This is a genomic window from Shewanella mangrovi, from assembly GCF_000753795.1.
GTDB classification, from domain to species: Bacteria; Pseudomonadota; Gammaproteobacteria; order Enterobacterales; family Shewanellaceae; genus Shewanella; species Shewanella mangrovi.
In genome coordinates, this window is sequence record NZ_JPEO01000016.1 from 17,871 (window position 1) to 40,961 (window position 23,091).

Below are 23,091 nucleotides of genomic sequence, written 5' to 3' on the forward strand. Positions count from 1 at the left end.
TTCAATACCTTATAAATCTAGCAATTGGCGTTCTTGCGGTCTGATAATCAGCATATGTTAGCTGCATGTAGATCAAATCATCTCGAATTTCTGACACTTGATAGCCTGATTTCAGGTGAAAGCGCAAAGAAGCTGGGTTGCTTGCATAGACTTTGCCATGCAACAAATTCAATTTGAGCACTTCAAAAGCAACATCATTCAAAGCAAAGGCGACACAAAACGGCACGATGTTGTTGCGATAGCGTTCTGGATAGATGTACATGCCGGGTGCGGCGCAGCCCTGTTCCAGCGAGATATCCACTAACGATGCTACGCCAATCGGTTCATCTTTAAACCACGCCACCCAATAGGCTCGACTGCGATCACATTGTAAGCGGGCAAACCACTGCTGTTGTTCCTCGGCAGTGATGTAGTGCTTATCCAGCATCTGGGTGGCAATCACCGGATCGTTACGCCAACCACGTACGGTTTCTAACATCTCATCCGTCAGCGGCTTAAGTGTCACGCCGTAACGCGTAAAACTTGCCGGCCAACTCATATCAATTCCCACTGCATCGGCGTACCGGCAGACACATTTTGGTTGACGGTTTTACCTAACAACTGCGGCAAAAATTTTGGTGCGAGACCCAATCCGGGCCGCACTGAACGCAGATTATCGACAGTGAGGACATCACCCGCTTTTAAATCTTGGCTGATGTATAGCGAACGGCGGAACTTACGTGAATCGAGCTCTTTGGCGGTACAGCCATAACGAACGTGCCCGACTGCGATACGGGCACGATTGCATTCAGTGACTAATGCACTGAACTCTTCCGGTTGCAGTGAAAATGCACTATCTACGCCACCTGCCGCTCGGTCTAACACAAAGTGTTTTTCAATCACGCTGGCACCCAGCGTCACCGCTGCGACAGCAACACCGATGCCTGCGGTGTGATCAGACAATCCCACTTGGCAATCAAATAACTGCTTGAGATGCGGAATGGTCATCAAGTTGGCATCAACTGGGTCAGCAGGATAATGACTGGTGCATTTAAGCAGGATTAAGTCCTGACAACCGTTATCTCTCAGTACCTGCACACTCTCAGCCAACTCGGCGACATCCGCCATCCCAGTTGACATAATGACCGGCTTGCCAGTGCGGGCAACCGCGCGCAGCAGACCGTGATCGATATTTTCAAACGAGGCAATTTTGTAGCACGGTACCTGCAACGACTCTAAAAATTCGACGGCAGTTTCATCAAATGGGGTACTAAATGCCAATAAGCCTAAGGACGCGGCATACTCAAATAACGCTTGGTGCCATTCCCACGGCGTCATCGCTTCGCCATACAGCTGGTACAGTGTTTTGCCTTGCCACAGATTATCGGCATCAGTGATGAGAAATTCATCCCGAGCAACATTGAGTGTAATGGTATCAGGCGTATAAGTTTGCAACTTAATCGCTTGCACACCGGTACTCGCCGCCGCTTTAATCATTGCCTTGGCGGTATCGAGTGATTGATGATGATTGCCGGATAGCTCGGCGATAATCATTGGTGGATGTCCGCCACCAATCGGTATATCGCCAATGGTGATATTGTTTGTCATGTTCCATATCCTACCGTTTCATATATGGCATCTATCACAGAAGAGCTGCCAGCGACAGCGGGCATAATTTTGCGCGCGTTAGCTGCCAGTATCGATAACTCTTGAGGTGCATTAAAAGCAGTTGCCAAAGCAGCTTTGATATCTGCTGTCGATATAGTGTCATCTCCCAACCAGCGACAAGCACCGAGCTCAGCCAAATAAGCAGTGGTAGCACGCTGATTTTCAGCAACTGTGATAACGAAAGAGGGGACGCCCATAAACGCTCTCTCCCAATGTGTTCCTCCGCCCGCGCCGAGCGACAAACTGGCGCGAGCCATTAACCGTGCCATATAGGAACAATTTATATGCCAAGAAATTCGAGGAATATTAGCAAATTCAAGCGATAGCTCACTAATCCAAGGGTTTGCGGCACCTAGGACCACATCGATGGCCGGAGCTAACTCGCCAAGTTCCTGAGCAGCCAACAATGCCCGACGAGTGAGATTTTTTTCATCTGCACCGCCAAAAAACACCAACAAACGATCTCTTTGACGAGCGGGCTCCTGATAAAACTCTTGCCTAAGCAGCACAAAACGTGGCCCCAGCAAACATCTGCAGCTAACCGGAACTAAATGCTTGTAGCGCTGCTGCATATCAGGCAAAAAATTCTGATCCAACAGTAAATCACAGTCGTGTGTACGATCGGCTAAATCGTCTATGACCATAACACGCTGACATTTCTGCCTCATCGTGCGGCAAAAACTTGCTCCAAGTTGATAGTGGTCGACGATCAGTAATTCGACGTCATCGGTTAACAAATCCAGACATCTTTTCGCCTGCAAGGTTTCATCTGCCAATGACTCTAGCAGCATATGCAACTGAAACCCTTGATGACGAATAGTTGCCGCTAGTGCGGACTCCAATTGATTACAGATAAAAGTAATCTGATTGTCTGCAGATAACGCTTTGGCTAGCGCCAAACAACGCATCAAATGCCCAGTACCGATACTTGTTGAAGCGTCGGCTCGAATAACAACCTTCATGCACTTTCCTGCTGCAATAGGCGATACAACAACTCAGCTCGTCGCCAATCCGCTTCGGTATCAATATCTGCAACTAAATAATCCGGTAACAAGTGCATGCGAGAACGTGGGCCAAATACCGCCGGCTGAGGCGCTAAAAAAGCGTTCGTCATCCCCCAGTAAAATTGACCAGCGTCATGATAGGTTTTGACTAAGTCTTGTGAACGTTTACCAATACTCTCAGGATCAAACGGAACAACGCCGCCATGTGAGTCTGTTAGTAGTGCACGTTGAATTGGAAACGAAAATTCACAGGCGGAAAACACGAAATCAACTGTATCATCAGCAAGTAACGTAGCTTTCGCTTGCCGTAACATCTCTGCGGACATTAAGGGAGCGGTGGCATAAATACAGCAACAAGAGGTCGGATTGGCCCCTAACTCACTAAGTGCTTGCAAAGCATGCTGCACAATAGGAGTCGTCCCAATAAAATCATCAGCCAACGCTTTGGGACGACGAAATGGCACTAACGCACCATATTGCTCTGCCACAGCGGCAATTTCATCGCTTTCGGTTGATACTACGATTGCATCAAAACAGTTACTTTTCATTGCAGTGTTGATCGAGTGTGCGATCAAAGGAATATTATCGAATAAACGGATATTTTTATGTTTGATTCGCTTACTTCCCCCGCGTGCCGGAATAATTGCGACACAGGAGCAGTGCGTTAAATCAACAGCAGCCGTCATACTTTTATTCCTACCTCAAATCCTTGTTTAAGTTTATCGGCAATAAAAGACAAATCCTCAATAGTTAAACCGGGATGCAATGGCAGTGTCAGAATCTCTTGATAAAACGCCTCTGCTCTGGGGAAATCCCCTACTTGAAAGCCACGTTTCATATAGTAAGGCTGTAAATGAATAGGAAAATAGTGCACATGCACTTGGATCCCTGCACTACGCATAAACTCGAATATCGCTTTACGTAGCTTAGGCTGATGTAGTCGAATGAGCTGTAAATGTCTGGCACTGGTACTCGCATCAAGCGGTTCGATAGGCGTAACAGGTAACGCCATAAGTAACTGCTGATACAATGATGCTAGCTCATTTCGCTTAACCACAAACTGGTTTAAACGCTGTAGTTGCGAACAGCCAAGAGCCGCCTGTAGCTCAGTCATTCGATAATTAAAGCCCAGCATTTGTTGTTCATAATACCAATCGCCTTCATCAGGCCTTAACAAGCTTGATGACTCACGAACCACACCATGCGAGCGCAGTCGGGTCATTGCCTCGGCAAGTTCTGCACGTTGGGTTGTTGCAACACCGCCTTCAGCTGTCGTGACTATCTTAACCGGATGAAAACTGAATACAGTGATGTCCGCATACTCACAACAACCTATAGGCTGCCCTAAATAGCTGCCCCCTATTCCATGAGATGCATCCTCAATAATGCTTATGCCATATGCCTTTGCCAACGCTGCAATCGCCTGCATATCACAACTATGACCGGCGAGATGCACGGGAATAATCACTTTCGGCAAAGTGCCTTGCTGTTCAGCCAACACTAATTTGGTTCGCAAAGCATCTGCGCTCATATTGCCTGTAGTCGGCTCAATATCTACAAAATCAATATCGGCCCCACAGTACAAGGCACAGTTGGCTGAAGATAAGAATGAAATAGGTGAAGTCCAGACAACGTCGCCTGCGCCAACACCTAATGCCAGACAGGCAAGATGTAACGCCGCGGTCGCACTGCTGACAGCGACAGAATAGGCAGACTGAGTAAGTTCGCAAATGGCTTGTTCAAAAACAGGGACTTTAGGCCCCTGAGTTAAAAAATCTGAACGTAACGTATCCACAACGGCCGCGATATCAGCGTCACTGATATCTTGTTTACCATAGCTAATCATGCGTTGGCTTCCATTGCCAAGATATCATCAAGACTCAGGAATCTAGGATTGCTGCCGGAGTTATATTCAAACCCCTGCTTTACTGGAGCTCCAATTTCATTTAATGCGTTACAACAGAAATCATTTTCACGGCCAAAAAACTTAATACTCGGCGTAATAACAAAGTGGTCATCAAACTCTAAAGTATGATGAGAGTCATCAGCAGGACACATGATTTCATGCAATTTTTCCCCGGGTCTTATTCCGATAATATGTTGTTTTTTATCAGGGCCATAAGCTCGTGCTAAGTCTGTAATTCGCACCGAAGGGAGCTTAGGCACGAAAATCTCTCCACCTTGCATCCGCTCAAAATTTTTAAGAACAAAATCGACCCCTTGCTGCAATGTAATCCAAAAACGGGTCATATCTGGATGGGTAATAGGGAGTGAATCAGCCTCTTCATTTACTAATTTTTTAAAGAAGGGGACCACCGAACCTCGGGAACCAACGACATTGCCGTATCTGACAGCAGCGAAACGCGTCACTCCAGTGCCTACGACGTTGTTAGCAGCAATAAACAATTTATCAGAAGCAAGCTTAGTGGCACCGTAAAGATTTATAGGATTCGCCGCTTTATCAGTCGATAAAGCGATAACCTTCTTAACTCCATTGGTAATCGCTGCGTGAATAACATTTTCCGCCCCATGGATATTCGTTTTTATACATTCCATCGGGTTATATTCAGCGGCCGGCACCTGCTTGATCGCAGCAGCGTGAATAACATAGTCGACGCCATTCATCGCCTGAACCATACGTTGGCTATCGCGAACATCGCCAATAAAATAACGCATGCATGGCGCATTAAACTCCTGTTGCATTTCATATTGCTTGAGTTCATCACGCGAAAATATGATTAATCGTTTAGGTGAATAGCGTTTAAGTAAGGTCTCGGTATATTTCCTTCCAAATGACCCCGTACCACCAGTGATCAGGATTGTTTTATTATTGAACATATTTCGCACCCTTAATTACACGGCGATGACAACTGCAGTTAGCATATTATTATCAGAGACCATTGGATGTAATCGTTAGTTGGACATCCAAAAAGCATTTAAGATTACTTAGTAATGAGCATACGTGAAAAATATCACTTAAGGCTCATCAAGTTACAGACCTAGGTTCGAAAATACACCACTAAACGGAATCCGTTAACAAATATTGGGTTGTATAACGACAACACGCTAATTTCTCGTTCGCTGAGTAACGTGTCTAAACAATATCGGCTGTTTTAACTGCCACAGTACCAGATTGGCGCATACTGATGCGAGGTTGCAACATCCCATGCGGCAAAACATCTCAGAATATTGAAATCGACCATTTTAATGAAAATAATTCATTAATGCATTGAAATAATCATAACAATCTTTCAGTGAAACTGCGTTAGCCTAGCCAACACTTGGCCTAAGCTTACATCATGTTCAGTTCGGTAAGCATTTGGCGATGAACTTATCATCACGATGAGATTCCAAATAGTTACGCGTTTTAGGGTATGGATAGCAAGGTTATATCCATATTCAATCATCCTAACGGAGGTATTCCACTATGGAATATGCAGTATTAAGTAACAACCTCAAAATGCCTATGGAAGGCTTCGGTGTCTTTCAAGTCACCGATAAAGAAGAATGCAAACAATCAGTACTGGCAGCAATTCGCACCGGATACCGCCTGATCGATACTGCGGCAGTTTATGGTAATGAAGATGCTGTTGGTGACGCGGTACGCGAAGCAATTGCAGAAGGGTTGTGTACCCGTGAAGAGCTGTTTATCACCTCAAAACTGTGGGTGCAGGATATGGCCAACTACGACATGGCCGAAGCAGCAATTGATGCCTCACTGAAGAAATCTGGGCTGGAATACTTTGACCTGTACCTGTTACACCAAGCTATGAAAGACTACTTCAGTGCTTGGCGTGCCTTGGAAGATGCGTATGAAGCGGGCAAATTGAAAGCCATTGGTGTTTCAAACTTCTACGCTCACGTGCTGACAAACTTCTGTGAAACTGTGCGTATCAAGCCAATGGTTAACCAAGTTGAACTACACCCATACTTTGCGCAACCCCAAGCGCTGGAAACCATGAAACACTATAATGTGCAGCCAGAAGCATGGGCGCCATTAGGTGGTGGTCGTTATCAGCCATTTGAAGATGAGATGCTACAAGGCATCGCCGCAGCACACAGTAAGTCAATCGCTCAAGTAATTCTGCGTTGGAACGTGCAACGTGGTGTGACCGTGATCCCTAAATCCACCAAGCAAGCCCGTATCGAAGAAAACTTCGACATTTGGGATTTCACCCTAAGCGATGCTGAAATGGAGCAAATCAGCTCACTGGATCTTGGTTATGTTGGCCCCGCCATCAAACATTTTGATCCTCAGTTTGTTCGTGGCTGCAACAACGTCAAAATCCACGATTAGTGCACATCAGGCAGATGCGGTTTACTCGCTAGCGCTATGTCGGTCGAATTAAGCCTAATGCCCAACGTACATTAATGGTTATCTATCAAAAAAGCGGCGATAACTCGCCGCTTTTTTGCATCAACGCTGACGATTACAACTTACGACAGATGCTTTGAAGCCAAAATTGCTCTGATAACACACTGCTCTTCACAGCGAGACGACTCACCTGCTCACTGCGTCTTTCGGCGAGTCCGGTTTGCTCGGCACTTTCTACCGCTAAATCGCTTACAGTATGAATTGCTCGATTAATCTCTTCTGCGACGATCAACTGCTGCTGCACTGCCGCCGCATTCGCTTCCGTCATTTCGCCTAAACGATGATTTGAATGTTTAAGCGATTCAAATACCTGATTTGCTTCTTCAGCAAGCTCAACAGATCTTTTGGCATCAGCTTCGCTGGCTTGCATTTTTTGACTCGCATCTTTGGTTGTACTTTGGAAGTTCGCAATAATCTGTTCAATCCGGCCGGTGGACTCACTGGTGCGGCAGGAAAGACTACGCACTTCATCCGCCACCACCGCAAATCCCCGGCCCGCTTCTCCAGCACGCGCAGCTTCAATGGCGGCGTTCAGTGCTAACAAGTTAGTTTGATCAGCAATATTACGGATCACTTCCAACACTTCACTGATGGCTTTGCTGTCTTGTTGCAAGTCGTCGACCACGGTCGAAAACTCGACAACTCGCTGATTAAGTAAATCGATAGACGACATTACCTTTCTTAGGCTTTCATGCCCCAAGGATGTCGCCTGCATGCTTGATTGCATTTCCGTCAACGCGAGTTGCAAATTGCCACTGACTTCGTTAAAACTCGCGGTCATTTCTGACATTGCCGTGCCAGCTTGGCCGGTCTGTGCCTGTTGGTTTTCAGCTCTCGTGGTATTTTCACGCAAAGCGTTTAATAGCTCTTCACTACGGCCTGTAATCGCACTACTGGAGTCAGCCATGCGACCAATAACGCCACCAGTCTCCGCAGACAGATAATTTAACACCAAGCTAAGCTGCCCTAACTCATCCTGTCTGCCGGTATAAACTGCACGCGCCAGCGGATCGTCCACAATCTCACGCGTTCCATTTACCAACTTAAAAAATGGCGCCAATAACCACTGACTCGCCGCCAACCAGAAAAGCGCACTCACAACACCTAACCAAGGTGAGAAAAATGTCGCTGCGAACGTTAACAGCACACAGGCTAAGCCAACAAACTGCAGTGCCCGGGCAAACCCCAGAACAGGCTTACGCAACTCAGCAGGTTTGCGACCTTGATTGATTTGTTGATAGATTTTACTGGCAGTATCAATCTGCTCTCGTGTAGCGCTGTGACGAACCGACTGAAACTCATGAATTTCACCATTTTCCATTACTGGACTCGCATAAGCGTTCACCCAATAGTGGTCGCCGTTACGGCTACGGTTTTTCACAATCCCCATCCATGGTTTGCCGGCCTTTAATCGTTTCCATAGCATTTCAAATGCCAGCGGCGGCATATCTGGATGACGAACAATATTGTGCGGCTGACCTTTGATTTCGTCTTGACTGAATTCGCTGACGTCACAAAACGCCTTGTTGGCGTATTTGAGGTTGCCGCGAAGATCGGTAGTGGTAAGCAAGATGTCCTTATCAGATAGTACTCGCTCCCTTTGAGTTACAGGTTGATTTAAACGCATGAAAGCTTGCTCTCTGAGTCCAGTTGTTAATGCACGGCCAATCTAGTCTGACCAGTAAAAAGTTACAAAAGCCGGGTAAGATACGGATAAAACTTAGCTAACTCAAGCCAAACTGCATGGTTTTTTTTCGATTAAGAATTCTACAAATTTAGATGGATGAATTTTCCGTTTGCAGGCCTATAGTTGCGGCAAAATTTGCCAATATCGCGTTTTAGAGTTCAGTCATTATTAAGGTCAAATTAAGTCTTGCGCATAGAGAACGAGCGGATTTGTAACGGTTTTACGCAAGCCCAAGCAGTCATTTGATGACCCATATCGTCCAGTATCATTACCATCAATTACGTCAACTGATTCGCGCTCTCCTATTCACCACAATTTATAGCAGGCGCTTAAAGTTGGTCGTCGAGCTGTAACTCTATATAATTGCGCCATTACCTTGTTTTGGGAGTGTTAGTTTGTCGCTTACGTACCAACCATTAGAGCAATACCGCCGCCGTTGGATGTTCAATCACCATGAATTACCCGTCTCTGAAGCGGACGCACTACAAATTAAGCCACTGACACAAAAGTCAGCAATGGACCTGTGGAATCGTTTAGTAAGCAACAAAAGTGTCTCACCAGAAGAGTTCGCCAAAGGCGACTGGCCTACCCGTACAAGCACATGGCATCAATCCGATGAGTGGCAAGCTGCGTGGGACAGCGATGACCAAGCTTTGCCCGAATTGATTGCACAATTTATCGAGTGGCCAGAAGATGCAAAAGTATTTTTCTGCTATGAAAAATATGACGTTATTGAAACGACTTGGGGATGTTTCAAACGAAATTGGAAGTGTTTTTTATTTAATGACAACGAACCGCTCTTTATTAGTAGTCAGCACCGTCAAGCAGTTTGGTTTCATCAAGATGGTAGCTGTGATATCGGCTTACGCGGTTGATTAATCACAACGAGAACTTATATGAAAAAAATCATTTTATGTTGCCTCTTCATGTTTTGTAGCCAATCATTTTCAGCCTTGGCTCGAGAAGTTGCTGATACCGATGTTGCTGAACATCTGCAGCTAGACGGAATGCCAGCACTAGCGCTCAATGGTGCCGGTGTACGTAGCAAATTTTTTATGGATCTTTATGTTGGCAGCCTTTATATCAGCGATAAGACCTCATCGGTGGAGCAAGTACTCAATGCTCCTTACGCTGCAATCAATCTCACCATTTTATCAGGACTCATCACCTCAGAAAAAATGGAAGATGCCATTCGTGAAGGCTTTGATGATGCGACTAAAGGCAATATCCAACCCATCAGCAGTGAAATAGAACAGTTTATTAGCTTGTTTAAGGCCGAAATTAAGGTCGGTGACCAGTTTTTGTTGGTCTTTGCTAAGGATAAAGGGGTTACGGCCTATAAGAATGGTGCCCTGCAAGCAACTGTCGGTAATGAGCAATTCAGAACCGCGTTACTCAAAATTTGGTTGGGTGATAAACCGGCGCAAAAAAGCCTCAAAAAAGCGATGTTAGCCGCAAAATAGTTCTACATTGGCGACTCAACTGCACCCGAGTTGAGTCGCAGCTTACTTCTCTCCTTGTTTCCTCAAAACGCACTCCTCAATCGAAAATCCTGTTTTAGTTATTTCTCAAGGATTTGAACTAACAAAACCTTTTCATCGGTCGATACAGTCTATAATCATCAAACGCAAAACCTGAGTAATGAAGTCTATCTGGGAGGTGGTATTGGGGGCCCAGTGCGACGAAAACTAATCTACTGATAATAAGAGAAAAGACATGAACTACCGTAATTGGCCTATCGCCAAGCAGATAGGAACGCTTTCCTTCATTTTAACCATCGTGGTATTTGGTGTTATCGGTTCCATATCTTATATTTCCGCTTCTAATGCTCTTAGGGATAAGGCGTTGTCTGCTGTGGAAGCACAGATGATGTCAGTTGAAGATCTATTAAAGCTGCAATATGACACGCTGTTGACGCTTGCCAGACGTAATTCAGATGTATTTCGAGGAATGTATCCTGGTCAGTTCTACAAACCAGAAAATAAAACAGTAAGAGTAATGGGCAAGGATACGCCCGCCTTAATGCAAGACAATGAGCAAATTAACTCGTCAATCAGTAAAGTTGACCGTTATGCGAAATTAACTGGTGGTAACGCCACTGTGTTCGTGCGCGACGGTGATGATTTTCTGCGTATTTCAACCTCGCTGAAGAAGGCAGATGGTAGTCGTGCCGTAGGCACTTATCTTGGGAAACAACACCCAGGCTACAATATGCTGATGAATGGTGAGACCTATGAAGGTTATGCCAAGTTGTTTGGCAAAGACTACATGACCGTCTATCGCCCGATGAAAGATCCACAGGGCAATGTCGTCGCAATTCTCTACATTGGCTTTGATATCACCGATTCTTTGCAACAGTTACAGGAATCCGTTAAGCAACTCAAAATCGAAGAGTCCGGCTATTACATGGTGGTACGCAAGGCCGACGATGTGTTAATAGCTCATCCATCGTTGAAAATCGGCAGCCCGATTGCGGATGACCAGCTCAATGGCCTGCCGCTGCGTAAGTTGCTCAGCGATTACGATCAAATGACCTCATTTACCAGCAACAATGGTGTCAAGATGGCCAGTCTTAGTGCGCTCATTCCCGGATGGGATTGGGTCATTATCGGCCAAGTGAAATACGCTGAGCTAAATGAAGAAAGCTGGTCATTGCTGTTACTCAGCCTACTCATTTCCACCGTTGGTATTATTGCCATTACCGCGTTGCTATCGCTGGTGCTGGTTAACACAGTAAAACCTCTGCGCCGTTTGCAAACCCATATGGAAGAACTCGGCAAGGGCGATCTGAGTGTGGATCTGCCGCAGGTTAATCAAAACAGCCAAAATGAAGTCGATCGCATCAGTTACAGCGCTAGCATGATGACGCAAAACTTACGCAAACTTATCCGTTCGTTGCTCGACTCAGTACAAACCATTGAGAGTCAGGCCAGTCAGTCACAAGAAATTGCCCGACTGAACGGCGAAGAAGCTAACGCGCTGATGGCGCAAACCGACCAAATTGCGACAGCTATCGAAGAGATGTCGACATCTATCCGCGACGTAGCTACGCATGCCAATGAGAGTGCAGACCAAAGCCATCAGGTTGATGTTGCCTCACAAGAGGGACACATGGCGTTGGTACAGGTCGTGAAGGACCTCGAAACCTTGTCACTGCAATTGACGAAAAGCCATGAGGCCGTTGAAGGTGTCGCTAAAGAAAGTGAATCGATTAATAAAATCACCGAAGTTATCAATGGCATTGCGGAACAGACCAACTTGTTGGCACTGAACGCAGCGATTGAAGCTGCTCGCGCGGGTGAACAAGGCCGTGGATTTGCGGTAGTCGCCGACGAAGTTCGAACGCTAGCAAGTCGTACTCAGGCCTCGATTTCTGAAATCAGTCAAACCATCTTGCAGCTGCAGTCTAAGGTGAAAGATACCGCGTCGCGCATGGATGAAAGCCATCAGTTAGGCATGAAATCTACTGAACAAGGTACTGCCGCAAATCAGCAGTTAACCGCGATTACCGAGCGTATTGCCGACCTCGCAGTGTCGGTAAGCAGCATTGCCAGCGCCACAGAGCAACAGAGTTCAGTGGCTGCAGATGTAACCCGTAATTTGCATGAAATCAGCGAATTGGCGAAGGAGGGTGAGATTCGGGCCAGCAGTACAGTCACTTCCGCTGATGAACTGGCTTCACTGGCATCATCACTGAAACGCCAAATCAGCGTCTTTAAGGTGTAGTTCCTGTCACATGAAAAAAGGTGCTAGTAATAGCACCTTTTTTATTGGTAACGCTTAGCTGATGTCGATATTTAGCGCAGATTTTCAATCGGAACGGCTTTCATCACAACTTCCACAGTGTTCTTACCGTTGTTTATCACCGGATACTTATCATAGGTCTGGAAAATAACCTTATTCTGATACTGGATTAGCGCCACCACGCCGTAATTGATACTGCTGCTAATGGTGTCAGCGGGCAAAATGAATTTGAATGGCACAGGAGCACGCGCCACGTTAAAGGTTTTCTGCGCAATAATGACGCCGGGCGTGTCCAAATCAATCACGGCAATAGTGATAGAACAACCTTGAGGCAAGGTCAGTTTCTCACGATAGCCAGCGGCGCCATTGATCACCACTGGCGGGTCGGGTTCAACCGTGACACAGCCAACCACGCTCAACAACATCAGTGCTGCAAATACACCTTTAAGCAATTTCATTTTCAGTCCTTTTTCGCACTTGGATCCGTCATACGCATCAGGCCTTCCTGTGTTGCTGATGCAATCAACCTTCCTTGTAAATCAAAAAACTGGCCACGAACATAACCGCGCCCACCACAAGCATTCGGGCTCTCAATCGCATACAGCAACCAATCATTAAGATTCACCGGACGATGGAACCAAATTGAATGATCAATCGTCGCCATGCGCATTCCCGGCGTTAAGAATGACACGCCGTGTGGCTGTGCAGCCGTCACTAAGAAATTGAAGTCAGACGCATAAGCCAACAAGTAATCATGCATATCGTGATCGGCAGGAAGCTTGCCGTTAGCGCGCATCCACACATAGCGATGTGGCTCAGTTTCATTTGGAGCGACAGGGGTAAGCGGATTAACCAAACGCATTTCGACTGGTGCATCTGCCATAAACTTCTCAAGCATTTTTGGCGGCACTTTATCACGCATGGTCATCGCAAGTTCTTGCTGGTTCAACAAGCCCTCTGGACCGGGAACATCAGGCATAGCCGATTGATGTTCAAAGCCTTTTTCCTCGACTTGAAAAGAACAGGTCATGTAAAAAATAGGACGACCTTTTTGAACAGCTTTAACGCGCCTCGCACTAAAACTGCCGCCGTCGCGAACATTTTCGACGTCATAAATAATGGGCAGTTTCTCATCGCCTGCACGTAAGAAATAGGAGTGCAACGAATGCACGTTACGCTCTGCGGGCACCGTTTGTCGCGCTGCACTTAGCGCCTGCCCCATCACTTGGCCACCAAACACATGACCAAAACCTAAATCCTGACTTTGGCCGCGATACCAACCTGTCTCAATACGTTCTAATGCCAACAACGACATCAGCTCATCTAGAACATGACTCATGAATCACCCTGTTTTGAAATCCTTCTGCCACAGAGATTACCGCAGACCCATGATTAAATACCAGTCCTAACATGCGCTATTTGAGCAATACACCATGTTCTTTTGATGCGGACTTCGCCCACCTAACAATCTGATCTTCGCCGCTTTTGCTCGCAATCATCGCGCTCGTTTCAAGCAACTTAGGCCAGGCTTTGCTAATGGCTTCGGCGGTGCAGTCCGCCGCTTGAAAGTAATGCGGTTTAGATTGGGTCATAAACGCACGACTGACACTGCCCGCAGCGGCTAACAGATGTTGCCCAGTAGGTGCTTCATCGCTGAGAAGATAGGTAGCCGCCGCAACTGGCGTTTCCATAGAAAACATTGGTGCGACTTCTGAAGCGAGATGCTGCGAGGTCATGGGGGTTAAGGCTTGTGCGCAAAGCGTATTGACGTGAATATTGTATTCGGCGCCTTCCTGGCTCATGCAACTGGCTAGCCCAAGTAAGCCCATTTTAGCGGTAGCAAAAGCGCATTCAAACTGATCGCCAAACAAAGCGCTGGCGCCGGTTAGTAACACCACTCGGCCGTAGTTTTGCTGTTTCATAAGCGGCCAAAATGCACGGCTCAACAGAAACGCCCCATCTAGGTCGACATCAATCTGCCGCCGCCAATCCTGTGTCGGCATCTTTTCCAGTTCATTGGGCAGATGAATACCAGCAGACAGCAATAAGCCATCTACATGAGCGTAAGATTTGAGAATTTCACGGGTAGTTTGTTCGACTTGGGCTTCGTTGGCAACATCACATAGCCAACAACTTACACGTCCGCCCAACGCTTCCACCGCAGCTTTGATGTTTTGCGTTGAATGGCTATCGATCAGTATCAGCTCAGCACCTCGCTGCGCTAACGCAATAGCAAATGCCCGCCCTAATCCTGACGCGGCGCCGGTGATGACAATGGTTCTGTTATTAAAGCGCATCATAACCGCTCCTATCGGTTAGCTATCGCCTCAATCTGTTGGTTGTTAACCTCAGATATCCCCTGAGCACTCATTGATTATGGTGCTATTTTGGTGAGTTAACAGCCTCGCAAATGTGCGCTAAATCAAACTCTTTTACATGCATTAATCGTGTTGTACTAACTTTCACAACAGAAATTGTTATCCTATAAGGATATTACGTTGTGATGAGTAGACTTAGTTAGAATGAACCCTTGGATTCTTGCCATCAGACCTCGTACGCTGCCAGCCGCAGCTGGGCCGCTGCTTGTAGGCAACTTTTTAGCACTGCCACTGGAAAAGTTTAGTATTTGGGTCGCCGTGGCCTCAATGGTCTGTGCCCTGCTGTTACAGATTGCCGTTAACTTGGCCAACGATTATTTTGATCATAAAAATGGCATTGATACCGAAGAACGCGTCGGGCCAACACGCGTCACCCAAAGCGGCTTACTGGCGCCTACTGCTGTGCGTAATGCAATGACACTATGTTTGCTGTTATCGCTGGCTGTAGGGTCATTTTTGATTTGGCACGGTGGTTGGCCAATAGCTATTCTTGCCGCAGCTTCTATGCTCGGAGCGTTAGGTTACAGTGGTGGTCCTTACCCGTTGGCATCGCACGGTTTGGGTGAGCTGGCAGCATTTGTATTCTTTGGCTTAGTCGCTGTTGTCGGCAGTTACTATCTGCAAGCCGGTGAAACCACTACAGCTTCTTGGTTGCTAGGCAGCGCCGTAGGGTTACTGAACGCTGCAATTATGTTGGTAAACAATACTCGTGACATCTTCACCGACACCAAAGCCGGGAAAAAAACCTTAGCAGTACGCATTGGTGAAGCCCAAGCTAAAGTGATGTATCAGGCCTTGGTTTATCTGCCATTTGGCTTAATTATCGCGGGCTTCCTATTGGGGCAACTTCCTGGCTTTCCAGTATTATTAGCTGGTTTGTCTTTAATCATGGCACGCAAACTGTCGTCTGATTTTTATCAGTATTCAGGAGCATCACTTAATCCACTATTAGGTAAAACCGCCAAACTAACGATGATGTTTAGTGCGCTGTTCAGTTTTGGATTGGTGTTTGTGGTCTAACCGCCAAGATTTCCATACTAAAAAGGCTTCCACTTGGAAGCCTTTTTTTTCACTGTCACTGAATGTGATTAGCTCATTTTCACCAGCTTACGTGGCGATTCACTCCAAGTGATATGGTAGAACTCGCCTTTTGGCGCATCGGTGCGCTCAAAAGTATGTGAACCGAAGAAGTCACGCTGACCTTGTAACAAGTTGGCTGGCAGAACTTCACAACGCAGTGAATCAAAATAAGCCAGCGCAGAACTGATACACGGCACTGGAATACCTTTCACCACTGCTTGAGCAACAACTTGGCGCCACTGTCCTTGCAGCTCGTTGAGCTTGCTGGCAAAACCTTCTGCTTGCAGCAAGTTTTCAATGCCCGCATCCGCCTCAAAAGCATCAGAAATCGTCCGCAGGAAACCAGCGCGAATGATACAACCTGCACGCCAGATCCGCGCGATTGCGGCGTAATCCAACTCCCACTGTTGCTCTTTGGCTTGCATTGCAATCATCTGGAAACCTTGTGCGTAAGCGGTTACTTTCGCGCAGTACAAGGCCGCTTCCAACGCATCAATCGTCGCTTGCTGTTCTTCAGCAGAAACCGCTGCAATAGCTGGTCCGGTCAAAGACGTTGCCAACTGCTGACGCAATGTTTTCTGAGTACTCATTGAACGCGCATACACGGCTTCAGCAATCGTTGATGCAGGACAACCCAGTTGCAAACTGCTAACGGCAGTCCACAGCCCTGTCCCTTTTTGCCCTGCTTTATCAAGGATAATATCCACCAGCGGCTTGTCAGTTTGCGGATCAACCTGACGTAGAACTTCAGCACTGATCTCAATCAGATAGCTGTTCAGCACGCCTTTGTTCCAGCGTTCAAATACTTCCGCAATCTGAACTGTGCTCATACCCAAGCCAGTTTGCATAAAGTGGAAGGTTTCACAGATCAGCTGCATATCCGCGTATTCGATACCATTGTGTACCATTTTCACGTAATGGCCAGAACCCGCGGGGCCGATGTATGCAGTACAAGCTTCGCCTTGTTCAATGACTTCTCCCGGCTGATGGCGCTCAAGCGGTAAACCTGTGTCAGCATCTACTTTGGCGGCAATTGCGGTCCAAATTGGCTCGATACGTTGCCAAGCTTTTTTGTCTCCGCTTGGCATCAGTGAAGGCCCAAAACGTGCGCCAACTTCACCACCAGAAACCGCTGAGCTAAAGAAGGTCAATTTACCTTGGTAATGCTTCTCACGCGCAACGGTGTCAGTCCACAGACTGTTACCGGTGTCGATAACGATATCTTCAGCAATAGCGCCCGCTTCAATCAACGCATCACAGATACTGTCAACGGCACGCCCAGCGGGTACAGACAAAAGAAATACGCGTGGTGCTTTAACACTTGCTAAGATCTGAGACAAGGACTCAACCCCAAACAAGCGGGTTTCCCTACCTGCCACTTCCGTTGCGGCCTGCTGTTCAGCAGCTTCAACTTTAGCTTTATCGAGATCAAATGCCGCAACAGAAAAACCATTATCAACGATATTAAGCGCTAGGTTTTTGCCCATGACGCCCAGACCAATTACACCGATATCTGCTGCTTCTAACTTGGGTTCCATAGTGTATTCCACCAAAATACTGCTCACACAACTGCAAAAAATGTGCTACGCATACAATAATTAATTGCATTCTACTGAATCAGCTAATGCCGATGCAAACAGATAGTGGCGATGTTAAATAAAGAAAAAAACGATTGAATAATTCATAGATAACAAAAAAGACCCGCAATTGCGGGTCTTTTATTCAAACAAACTTAAGCATGTTGCTTAAGCAAGGCATCGGCATACCCCATTCGCGTTAACGCAGAACGAACTAAATCAAGCGTTTGCGGATCTTCAATCGTCGCTGGTGGTGTAAAGTCCTTGTTGTCAGCAATCTTACGCATGGTGCCGCGCAAAATCTTGCCCGAACGCGTTTTAGGCAACTTCTGCACTGCGCTTACCAGTTTAAACGCGGCCACTGGGCCAATCTCTTGTCGCACTAGCGCCACTAACTCTTTATGGAGTTGGTCCTCACTAATATCGACACCATTTTTCAGCACTACAAGTCCCAACGGTACCTGCCCTTTAAGGTTGTCGTCGACACCAATAACGGCAGCCTCGGCTACCGCGGCGTGCTGACATAACACCTCTTCAAAACGTCCCGTCGACAAGCGGTGCCCCGCTACGTTAATGATGTCGTCAATACGACTCATAATATAGAGGTAACCGTCCTCATCCATATAGCCTGCATCACCGGTTAAGTAATAGCCGGGATACATGCTCAGGTAGCTGTCGACGTAACGTTTATCGTTTTGCCAAAGCGTGGTCAGAGTACCGGGCGGTAATGGCAATTTGATGGCCACGTTACCAGACTGACCAGCAGAAACCTGCTCACCAAATTCATCTAACACTTCCACCTGATAGCCAGGTACTGCCCGTGCGGGCGATCCCGGTTTAATGGTAATCTGTTCGACCCCCATCAAATTAGCAGCGACCGGCCAACCAGTTTCGGTTTGCCACCAATGGTCAATCACCGGCTTGCCTAACTTCTCAGACGCCCAATTTAAGGTATCAGGATCGCAACGTTCACCTGCTAAAAACAGGCTGTTAAGACAAGTTAAATCCGCTTTTGCTACAAATTCACCATTGGGATCTTCACGTTTAATCGCGCGAATAGCCGTTGGTGCAGTAAAAAACGACTTCACTTGGTAACGCTCAATGGTCTTCCAGAACACGCCAGGATCTGGGGTTCCCACTGGTTTACCTTCATACAACACAGTCGTAGCCCCCACCAATAGCGGTGCATAAACGATATAGGAGTGGCCAACCACCCAGCCGACATCAGATGCCGCCCAGAAAGTATCGCCAGCTTGAATATCGTAAATATGCTTCATCGACCAAGCGAGTGCGACCGCATGCCCACCGTTATCCCTTACGACCCCTTTAGGTTGCCCGGTTGTTCCAGAGGTATACAGAATGTACAGCGGATCAGTGGCCTCTACCGCTACACAGTCAACCGCTGGCGCCTGACACACTGACTGTTGCCAATCATGGTCACGCGGTTGCTGCAGCTCAGCTTGATATTGGCTACGTTGTAGAATAAGACAGTTGGATGGTTGATGTTCAGACTGCTGTAATGCTTTATCGAGCAGTGGCTTATACGGCACCACACCTGAAGGTTCTACACCGCAAGAGGCGCTCAACACAAGTTTGGGTTTGGCATCGTTAATACGCGTCGCCAACTCATTGGCGGCAAAGCCACCAAATACCACGGAGTGAATTGCACCCAAGCGTGCACAGGCCAACATGGCGTATACCGTTTCAGGGATCATCGGCATATAAATCACCACACGATCACCTTTGGTTACGCCAATAGACTGCATATAGCCAGCTAAACGACTGACTTGCGCCTGCAGTTCCGCATAGGTCACCGCATATTCAGTATCGGTGACCGGACTGAAATAGCGGATAGCTAATTGTTCGCCTCGCCCATTGTTGACGTGTCGGTCAACAGCGTTGAAGCATGTGTTAAGTTTTCCTTGACTGAACCAGCGATAAAACGGCTTATTACTCTCGTCTAGTACAGTTTCCCAGGGCTGGTACCAATCAATGAGCTTGGCACACTCGCCCCAAAATGCGTTTTTGTCATCGAGCGACATTTTATACAGGGCTAAACCTGGATCTGTCATTCAACTGTCCTCCCACGGACTGCCTTGCGGCAAAAACACCCCTTCCTTCCCCACGGACATTATGGGTTGCTTTTTTAAGCACTCCCTATTAGACGTTAGCCTAAAACCCTGAAATAATCGGGGGAAAGCCAAGATCCCGCATTGCACGTTCATCGTTGCAGCAAATTTCAAAAACTTGTCTAAAATTAGATAACGTTTTCTTTACCTTTACGTAAACTTCATATATCTTGGCTAGGTTGTTGTAATTTAGCAGGAAGCCGTAGCAAATGAGTATTAAGCCAAGTCCATCTACCTCGTTTTCGATCAGTGAATTATCAAAAGAGTTTGATATCACGACGAGAAGTATTCGTTTTTACGAGGACCAAGGACTGCTTAAGCCCAAACGCCGAGGCCAAACGCGGATTTACAGCATGAAAGATAGAGTCCGCCTGAAGTTGATTTTACGAGGAAAGAGACTGGGATTTTCTCTGTCAGAAACGCGTACTTTGTTTGAGATGTACGATGCCGAAAAAGGCAGCACCTCACAACTCAATACTATGTTGCAACTGATAGAGGATAAAAAAACCGCCTTACAGCAGCAGATGGACGACATCAAAATAGTGCTGATGGAACTCTCGTCAGCCGAAAGTCAATGTCGTCAGGCACTTGCGGATATCGCCGCGAAGCAATAAGTTGCCTGCTCCGTGCTGACGTAAGGCCATGTCAGTGACGGAGAATATACATGGCGACCAGCTACACGCCGCTAGACTTTGGCTTTACCGCAGAACTCGACATGCTACGCGATGCCGTAGCAGATTTCAGCCAGAATGTTATCGCGCCAATTGCGGCTGAAATTGATCAACAAAATCGTTTTCCGGCCGAACTATGGCCACAACTCGGCGCATTGGGCTTACACGGCATTACCGTTAGTGAAGAGTATGGTGGCGCAGGTATGGGCTATCTTGCCCACGTTATCGCCATGGAAGAGATCTCTCGCGTCTCAGCCTCTGTTGGCCTTTCCTACGGTGCACATTCCAACCTGTGTGTAAACCAGATTTTCCGCAATGGTAGCCACACGCAAAAGCAGCAATACTTACCTAAACTCATCAGCGGTGAACATATCGGCGCCTTAGCCATGAGTGAGCCAAATGCCGGCTCAGACGTGGTGTCGATGACCTTAAGCGCCACTGATAATGGTGACCATTTTTGCCTCAATGGTAGCAAGATGTGGATCACCAATGGCCCGGATGCCGACGTATTGGTGGTTTATGCGAAAACCGCGCCTGAGCTTGACGCACATGGTATCAGCGCTTTTATTATCGAACGCAGTTTTAGCGGTTTCAGCACCGCTCAGAAGCTCGACAAGCTCGGTATGCGCGGTTCCAGCACTTGTGAGTTAGTGTTTAACAACTGCCTCGTTCCCAAAGAGAATCTACTTGGCGAACTCAATCAGGGCGTCAAAGTGCTAATGAGTGGCCTTGATTATGAGCGCTTAGTGCTTGCTGGTGGGCCTCTCGGTATTATTTCCGCCTGTCTCGATATTGCCCATCCCTATACTGCTGAACGCAAGCAGTTCGGCAAAGCCATTGGTGAATTTCAGTTGGTGCAAGCCAAACTCGCCGATATGTACACCGCCATGAATACCGCCAAAGCCTATGTATACAGTGTGGCGCGCGCCTGTGACAAAGGCAATGTCAGTCGTAAAGATGCGGCTGGCGCAATCCTCTATAGCGCCGAAGCAGCCACTAAAGCGGCGCTCGACACCATTCAATTACTCGGCGGCAACGGCTACATCAACGATTATGCTGCTGGCAGGCTGCTACGTGATGCCAAGCTCTACGAAATCGGCGCTGGCACCTCAGAGATCCGCCGTATGTTAATTGGCCGCGAACTCTATCAGGAAAGCTGCTAACAACTTTGGCATTAAGGAGCAGGATGGCGATGAGTGTGATTGCGAGCCAGATAAATTCAAATTCCGACGAGTTTCAGCAACGCTACCAAGCAATGCAGCAGCTAGTAAAACAACTCTACCAACAAACAGAACAGGTCATGGCGGGTGGCGGTAGTGCCGCACTCGCCAGACATTGTGCTAAAGGTAAGCTAGCGCCGCGAGAGCGGCTTGCCAGCCTGCTCGATGCCGATTCCCCCTTTCTCGAAATTGGCCAATTTGCAGCACATCAGGTATATGAAACCGCGGTGCCAGCGGCGGGAGTGATTGCAGGTATTGGTCGCGTCAGCGGCATCGACTGCATGATCGTCGCCAACGATCCGACCGTCAAAGGTGGCAGCTATTATCCGCTGACAGTGAAGAAACATCTGCGCGCACAAGCTATTGCCGAACGCTGTCACTTACCTTGCATCTATCTAGTGGACTCAGGCGGAGCTTACCTGCCCTTACAGGCTGAAGTATTTCCCGACCGCGATCATTTTGGGCGCATTTTCTATAACCAAGCGCGCATGTCGGCCAAAGGTATCGCCCAAATTGCGGTGGTGATGGGGCTTTGTACAGCCGGTGGGGCGTATGTGCCCGCAATGGCGGATGAGTCAATTATTGTGGCCAATCAGGGCACGATTTTTCTCGCAGGGCCGCCGTTGGTGAAAGCCGCTACCGGTGAAGAAGTTTCAGCTGAAGAACTCGGCGGTGGCGATGTACACACTCGGATGTCCGGCGTAGCAGACCACTTAGCGCAGAATGATACCCACGCCCTACAGCTGGCACGCAATGCCGTTAGTCGCTTAAACCGTAATCGCACAGCGTTTCAAACAGCCAGTAAGCCGCCACGCTACAGTGCTGAAGAACTGTATGGCATTGTCGGCACAGATCTGAAAAAGCCATTCGATGTACTGCAAGTGATTGCCCGCCTTGTGGACGACTCAGATTTTGATGAATTTAAAGCGAACTACGGCACCACGCTAGTGTGTGGTTTTGCCAAACTGCATGGCCACAATGTCGGCATTATTGCCAATAACGGCATTCTATTCTCTGAGTCGGCACAAAAAGGCACGCACTTTATTGAGCTCTGCTGCCAACGCAATATTCCGTTGATTTTCTTGCAAAACATTACCGGCTTTATGGTGGGTAAAAAGTATGAGCAGCAAGGTATCGCCAAACATGGAGCCAAGATGGTGATGGCAGTGGCCTGCGCTAATGTGCCCAAGTTCACCGTCATTATTGGTGGCAGCTACGGTGCGGGTAATTACGGTATGTGCGGCCGCGCCTATGATCCCACCATGATGTGGAGTTGGCCCAATGCGCGCATTTCCGTTATGGGCGGAGAACAGGCGGCCAACGTATTAGCGACGGTTAAACGCGACGGACTGCAACGCCAAGGTAGCGACTGGAGCGATGCCGAAGAGAACGCCTTTAAGCAACCTATCATTGATAAATATGAGCAGGAAGGCGATCCCTACTACGCCAGCGCGCGTCTATGGGATGACGGCATCATAGATCCCGCTCAGACTCGTGACGTATTGGGTTTAGCGCTCAACGCGGCGGCTCATGCGCCACGCGAAGCCACTCAGTTTGGCGTGTTCAGAATTTAGGAGGG

At 47.6% G+C, this 23,091-nt stretch carries 20 protein-coding genes; 8 read left to right on the forward strand and 12 right to left on the reverse strand.

Annotation, left to right across the window (positions count from 1 at the left end; translation table 11 throughout):
* Window position 1: 1 nt before the first annotated feature.
* Genes pseH through pseB form a run of 6 tightly spaced genes read right to left on the reverse strand, consistent with a single transcriptional unit; the run spans window position 2 to window position 5,489 of the window.
* Window positions 2-538, reverse strand: coding sequence for a UDP-4-amino-4,6-dideoxy-N-acetyl-beta-L-altrosamine N-acetyltransferase (gene pseH, locus HR45_RS19115; protein ID WP_052074781.1), 537 nt, complete (start codon window positions 536-538; stop codon window positions 2-4).
* Complete coding sequence (gene pseI / locus HR45_RS15160) at window positions 535-1,587, reverse strand: pseudaminic acid synthase (RefSeq protein WP_037444595.1); 1,053 nt, start codon at window positions 1,585-1,587, stop codon at window positions 535-537. Before pseI ends, pseH begins: the two co-directional genes overlap by 4 nt.
* Window positions 1,584-2,609 carry a UDP-2,4-diacetamido-2,4,6-trideoxy-beta-L-altropyranose hydrolase gene (gene pseG, locus HR45_RS15165; RefSeq protein WP_037444597.1) on the reverse strand — a complete coding sequence of 342 codons (1,026 nt, stop codon included), beginning with the start codon at window positions 2,607-2,609 and terminating at the stop codon, window positions 1,584-1,586. Before pseG ends, pseI begins: the two co-directional genes overlap by 4 nt.
* A complete protein-coding gene (gene pseF / locus HR45_RS15170) occupies window positions 2,606-3,337 on the reverse strand; it encodes a pseudaminic acid cytidylyltransferase (RefSeq protein ID WP_052074782.1) in 732 nt (243 codons plus the stop codon). The genes pseG and pseF overlap by 4 nt, the downstream gene beginning before the upstream one ends.
* Window positions 3,334-4,497: a UDP-4-amino-4,6-dideoxy-N-acetyl-beta-L-altrosamine transaminase gene (gene pseC, locus HR45_RS15175; RefSeq protein WP_037444600.1), complete on the reverse strand. Its 1,164-nt coding sequence runs from the start codon at window positions 4,495-4,497 to the stop codon at window positions 3,334-3,336. The genes pseF and pseC overlap by 4 nt, the downstream gene beginning before the upstream one ends.
* A complete protein-coding gene (pseB, locus tag HR45_RS15180) occupies window positions 4,494-5,489 on the reverse strand; it encodes a UDP-N-acetylglucosamine 4,6-dehydratase (inverting) (protein WP_037444602.1) in 996 nt (331 codons plus the stop codon). The genes pseC and pseB overlap by 4 nt, the downstream gene beginning before the upstream one ends.
* A gap of 589 nt (window positions 5,490-6,078) precedes the next feature.
* Here pseB and HR45_RS15185 point away from each other — a divergent pair.
* Window positions 6,079-6,948, forward strand: coding sequence for an aldo/keto reductase (locus HR45_RS15185; RefSeq protein WP_037444603.1), 870 nt, complete (start codon window positions 6,079-6,081; stop codon window positions 6,946-6,948).
* 133 nt (window positions 6,949-7,081) lie between these two features.
* Here the strand turns inward: HR45_RS15185 and HR45_RS15190 are convergent, their stop codons facing one another.
* On the reverse strand, window positions 7,082-8,653 hold the full coding sequence (locus HR45_RS15190; protein WP_037444605.1) for a methyl-accepting chemotaxis protein: 1,572 nt from the start codon (window positions 8,651-8,653) through the stop codon (window positions 7,082-7,084).
* A gap of 455 nt (window positions 8,654-9,108) precedes the next feature.
* Here HR45_RS15190 and HR45_RS15195 point away from each other — a divergent pair, with 455 nt between their 5' ends.
* The 3 genes from HR45_RS15195 (at window position 9,109) to HR45_RS15205 (ending at window position 12,439) form a co-directional block, all read left to right on the forward strand.
* A complete protein-coding gene (locus HR45_RS15195; RefSeq protein WP_037444608.1) occupies window positions 9,109-9,588 on the forward strand; it encodes a DUF2947 domain-containing protein in 480 nt (159 codons plus the stop codon).
* 51 nt (window positions 9,589-9,639) lie between these two features.
* Window positions 9,640-10,176, forward strand: a complete 537-nt coding sequence (locus tag HR45_RS15200; RefSeq protein ID WP_037444611.1) for a chalcone isomerase family protein — start codon at window positions 9,640-9,642, stop codon at window positions 10,174-10,176.
* 253 nt (window positions 10,177-10,429) lie between these two features.
* A complete protein-coding gene (locus tag HR45_RS15205; protein ID WP_037444613.1) occupies window positions 10,430-12,439 on the forward strand; it encodes a methyl-accepting chemotaxis protein in 2,010 nt (669 codons plus the stop codon).
* Window positions 12,440-12,510: 71 nt separating this feature from the next.
* On the opposite strand, the gene HR45_RS15210 is transcribed toward HR45_RS15205, so the two are convergent.
* The 3 genes from HR45_RS15210 to HR45_RS15220 all read right to left on the reverse strand — a co-directional run bounded on the left by HR45_RS15210 (window position 12,511) and on the right by HR45_RS15220 (window position 14,757).
* Window positions 12,511-12,915 carry a YbaY family lipoprotein gene (locus HR45_RS15210; RefSeq protein ID WP_156104085.1) on the reverse strand — a complete coding sequence of 135 codons (405 nt, stop codon included), beginning with the start codon at window positions 12,913-12,915 and terminating at the stop codon, window positions 12,511-12,513.
* Window positions 12,916-12,917: 2 nt separating this feature from the next.
* Entirely contained in the window at window positions 12,918-13,796 is an 879-nt protein-coding gene (tesB, locus tag HR45_RS15215) for an acyl-CoA thioesterase II (RefSeq protein WP_037444616.1), read from the reverse strand.
* 76 nt (window positions 13,797-13,872) lie between these two features.
* The gene (locus HR45_RS15220; protein WP_052074784.1) at window positions 13,873-14,757 is read right to left on the reverse strand and encodes an SDR family NAD(P)-dependent oxidoreductase; all 885 of its coding nucleotides are present in this window, start codon (window positions 14,755-14,757) and stop codon (window positions 13,873-13,875) included.
* 222 nt (window positions 14,758-14,979) lie between these two features.
* On the opposite strand from HR45_RS15220, the gene HR45_RS15225 reads away from it, so the two are divergent.
* The gene (locus tag HR45_RS15225; RefSeq protein ID WP_037444618.1) at window positions 14,980-15,855 is read left to right on the forward strand and encodes a 1,4-dihydroxy-2-naphthoate polyprenyltransferase; all 876 of its coding nucleotides are present in this window, start codon (window positions 14,980-14,982) and stop codon (window positions 15,853-15,855) included.
* Window positions 15,856-15,923: 68 nt separating this feature from the next.
* Here the strand turns inward: HR45_RS15225 and gndA are convergent, their stop codons facing one another.
* Together gndA and HR45_RS15235 are read right to left on the reverse strand one after the other, a co-directional pair.
* Window positions 15,924-17,453: an NADP-dependent phosphogluconate dehydrogenase gene (gene gndA / locus HR45_RS15230; RefSeq protein ID WP_037444620.1), complete on the reverse strand. Its 1,530-nt coding sequence runs from the start codon at window positions 17,451-17,453 to the stop codon at window positions 15,924-15,926.
* A 194-nt stretch (window positions 17,454-17,647) separates the two neighbouring features.
* A complete protein-coding gene (locus HR45_RS15235; RefSeq protein ID WP_037444622.1) occupies window positions 17,648-19,564 on the reverse strand; it encodes a propionyl-CoA synthetase in 1,917 nt (638 codons plus the stop codon).
* Window positions 19,565-19,830: 266 nt separating this feature from the next.
* Here HR45_RS15235 and HR45_RS15240 point away from each other — a divergent pair, with 266 nt between their 5' ends.
* Genes HR45_RS15240 through HR45_RS15250 form a run of 3 tightly spaced genes read left to right on the forward strand, consistent with a single transcriptional unit; the run spans window position 19,831 to window position 23,086 of the window.
* Window positions 19,831-20,235 (forward strand): MerR family transcriptional regulator, encoded by a 405-nt coding sequence (locus tag HR45_RS15240; protein WP_037444625.1) that lies wholly within the window; start codon window positions 19,831-19,833, stop codon window positions 20,233-20,235.
* A gap of 50 nt (window positions 20,236-20,285) precedes the next feature.
* The gene (locus HR45_RS15245; RefSeq protein ID WP_037444627.1) at window positions 20,286-21,455 is read left to right on the forward strand and encodes an isovaleryl-CoA dehydrogenase; all 1,170 of its coding nucleotides are present in this window, start codon (window positions 20,286-20,288) and stop codon (window positions 21,453-21,455) included.
* A gap of 29 nt (window positions 21,456-21,484) precedes the next feature.
* The gene (locus HR45_RS15250) at window positions 21,485-23,086 is read left to right on the forward strand and encodes a carboxyl transferase domain-containing protein (protein WP_037444721.1); all 1,602 of its coding nucleotides are present in this window, start codon (window positions 21,485-21,487) and stop codon (window positions 23,084-23,086) included.
* Window positions 23,087-23,091: the final 5 nt, after the last annotated feature.

What these genes read in the sequence shown, in the direction of transcription:
- HR45_RS15190 (WP_037444605.1), bottom strand. Translation starts at nt 8,653, where the DNA reads ATGCGTTTAAATCAACCTGTAACTCAAAGGGAGCGAGTACTATCTGAT.
- pseF (WP_052074782.1), bottom strand. Translation starts at nt 3,337, where the DNA reads ATGACGGCTGCTGTTGATTTAACGCACTGCTCCTGTGTCGCAATTATT.
- HR45_RS15210 (WP_156104085.1), bottom strand. Translation starts at nt 12,915, where the DNA reads ATGAAATTGCTTAAAGGTGTATTTGCAGCACTGATGTTGTTGAGCGTG.
- HR45_RS15225 (WP_037444618.1), top strand. Translation starts at nt 14,980, where the DNA reads ATGAACCCTTGGATTCTTGCCATCAGACCTCGTACGCTGCCAGCCGCA.
- HR45_RS15240 (WP_037444625.1), top strand. Translation starts at nt 19,831, where the DNA reads ATGAGTATTAAGCCAAGTCCATCTACCTCGTTTTCGATCAGTGAATTA.
- HR45_RS15185 (WP_037444603.1), top strand. Translation starts at nt 6,079, where the DNA reads ATGGAATATGCAGTATTAAGTAACAACCTCAAAATGCCTATGGAAGGC.
- pseI (WP_037444595.1), bottom strand. Translation starts at nt 1,587, where the DNA reads ATGACAAACAATATCACCATTGGCGATATACCGATTGGTGGCGGACAT.
- HR45_RS15220 (WP_052074784.1), bottom strand. Translation starts at nt 14,757, where the DNA reads ATGATGCGCTTTAATAACAGAACCATTGTCATCACCGGCGCCGCGTCA.
- HR45_RS15200 (WP_037444611.1), top strand. Translation starts at nt 9,640, where the DNA reads ATGTTTTGTAGCCAATCATTTTCAGCCTTGGCTCGAGAAGTTGCTGAT.
- pseB (WP_037444602.1), bottom strand. Translation starts at nt 5,489, where the DNA reads ATGTTCAATAATAAAACAATCCTGATCACTGGTGGTACGGGGTCATTT.
- HR45_RS15235 (WP_037444622.1), bottom strand. Translation starts at nt 19,564, where the DNA reads ATGACAGATCCAGGTTTAGCCCTGTATAAAATGTCGCTCGATGACAAA.
- pseC (WP_037444600.1), bottom strand. Translation starts at nt 4,497, where the DNA reads ATGATTAGCTATGGTAAACAAGATATCAGTGACGCTGATATCGCGGCC.
- HR45_RS15250 (WP_037444721.1), top strand. Translation starts at nt 21,485, where the DNA reads ATGAGTGTGATTGCGAGCCAGATAAATTCAAATTCCGACGAGTTTCAG.
- HR45_RS15245 (WP_037444627.1), top strand. Translation starts at nt 20,286, where the DNA reads ATGGCGACCAGCTACACGCCGCTAGACTTTGGCTTTACCGCAGAACTC.
- pseG (WP_037444597.1), bottom strand. Translation starts at nt 2,609, where the DNA reads ATGAAGGTTGTTATTCGAGCCGACGCTTCAACAAGTATCGGTACTGGG.
- HR45_RS15205 (WP_037444613.1), top strand. Translation starts at nt 10,430, where the DNA reads ATGAACTACCGTAATTGGCCTATCGCCAAGCAGATAGGAACGCTTTCC.
- pseH (WP_052074781.1), bottom strand. Translation starts at nt 538, where the DNA reads ATGAGTTGGCCGGCAAGTTTTACGCGTTACGGCGTGACACTTAAGCCG.
- gndA (WP_037444620.1), bottom strand. Translation starts at nt 17,453, where the DNA reads ATGGAACCCAAGTTAGAAGCAGCAGATATCGGTGTAATTGGTCTGGGC.
- tesB (WP_037444616.1), bottom strand. Translation starts at nt 13,796, where the DNA reads ATGAGTCATGTTCTAGATGAGCTGATGTCGTTGTTGGCATTAGAACGT.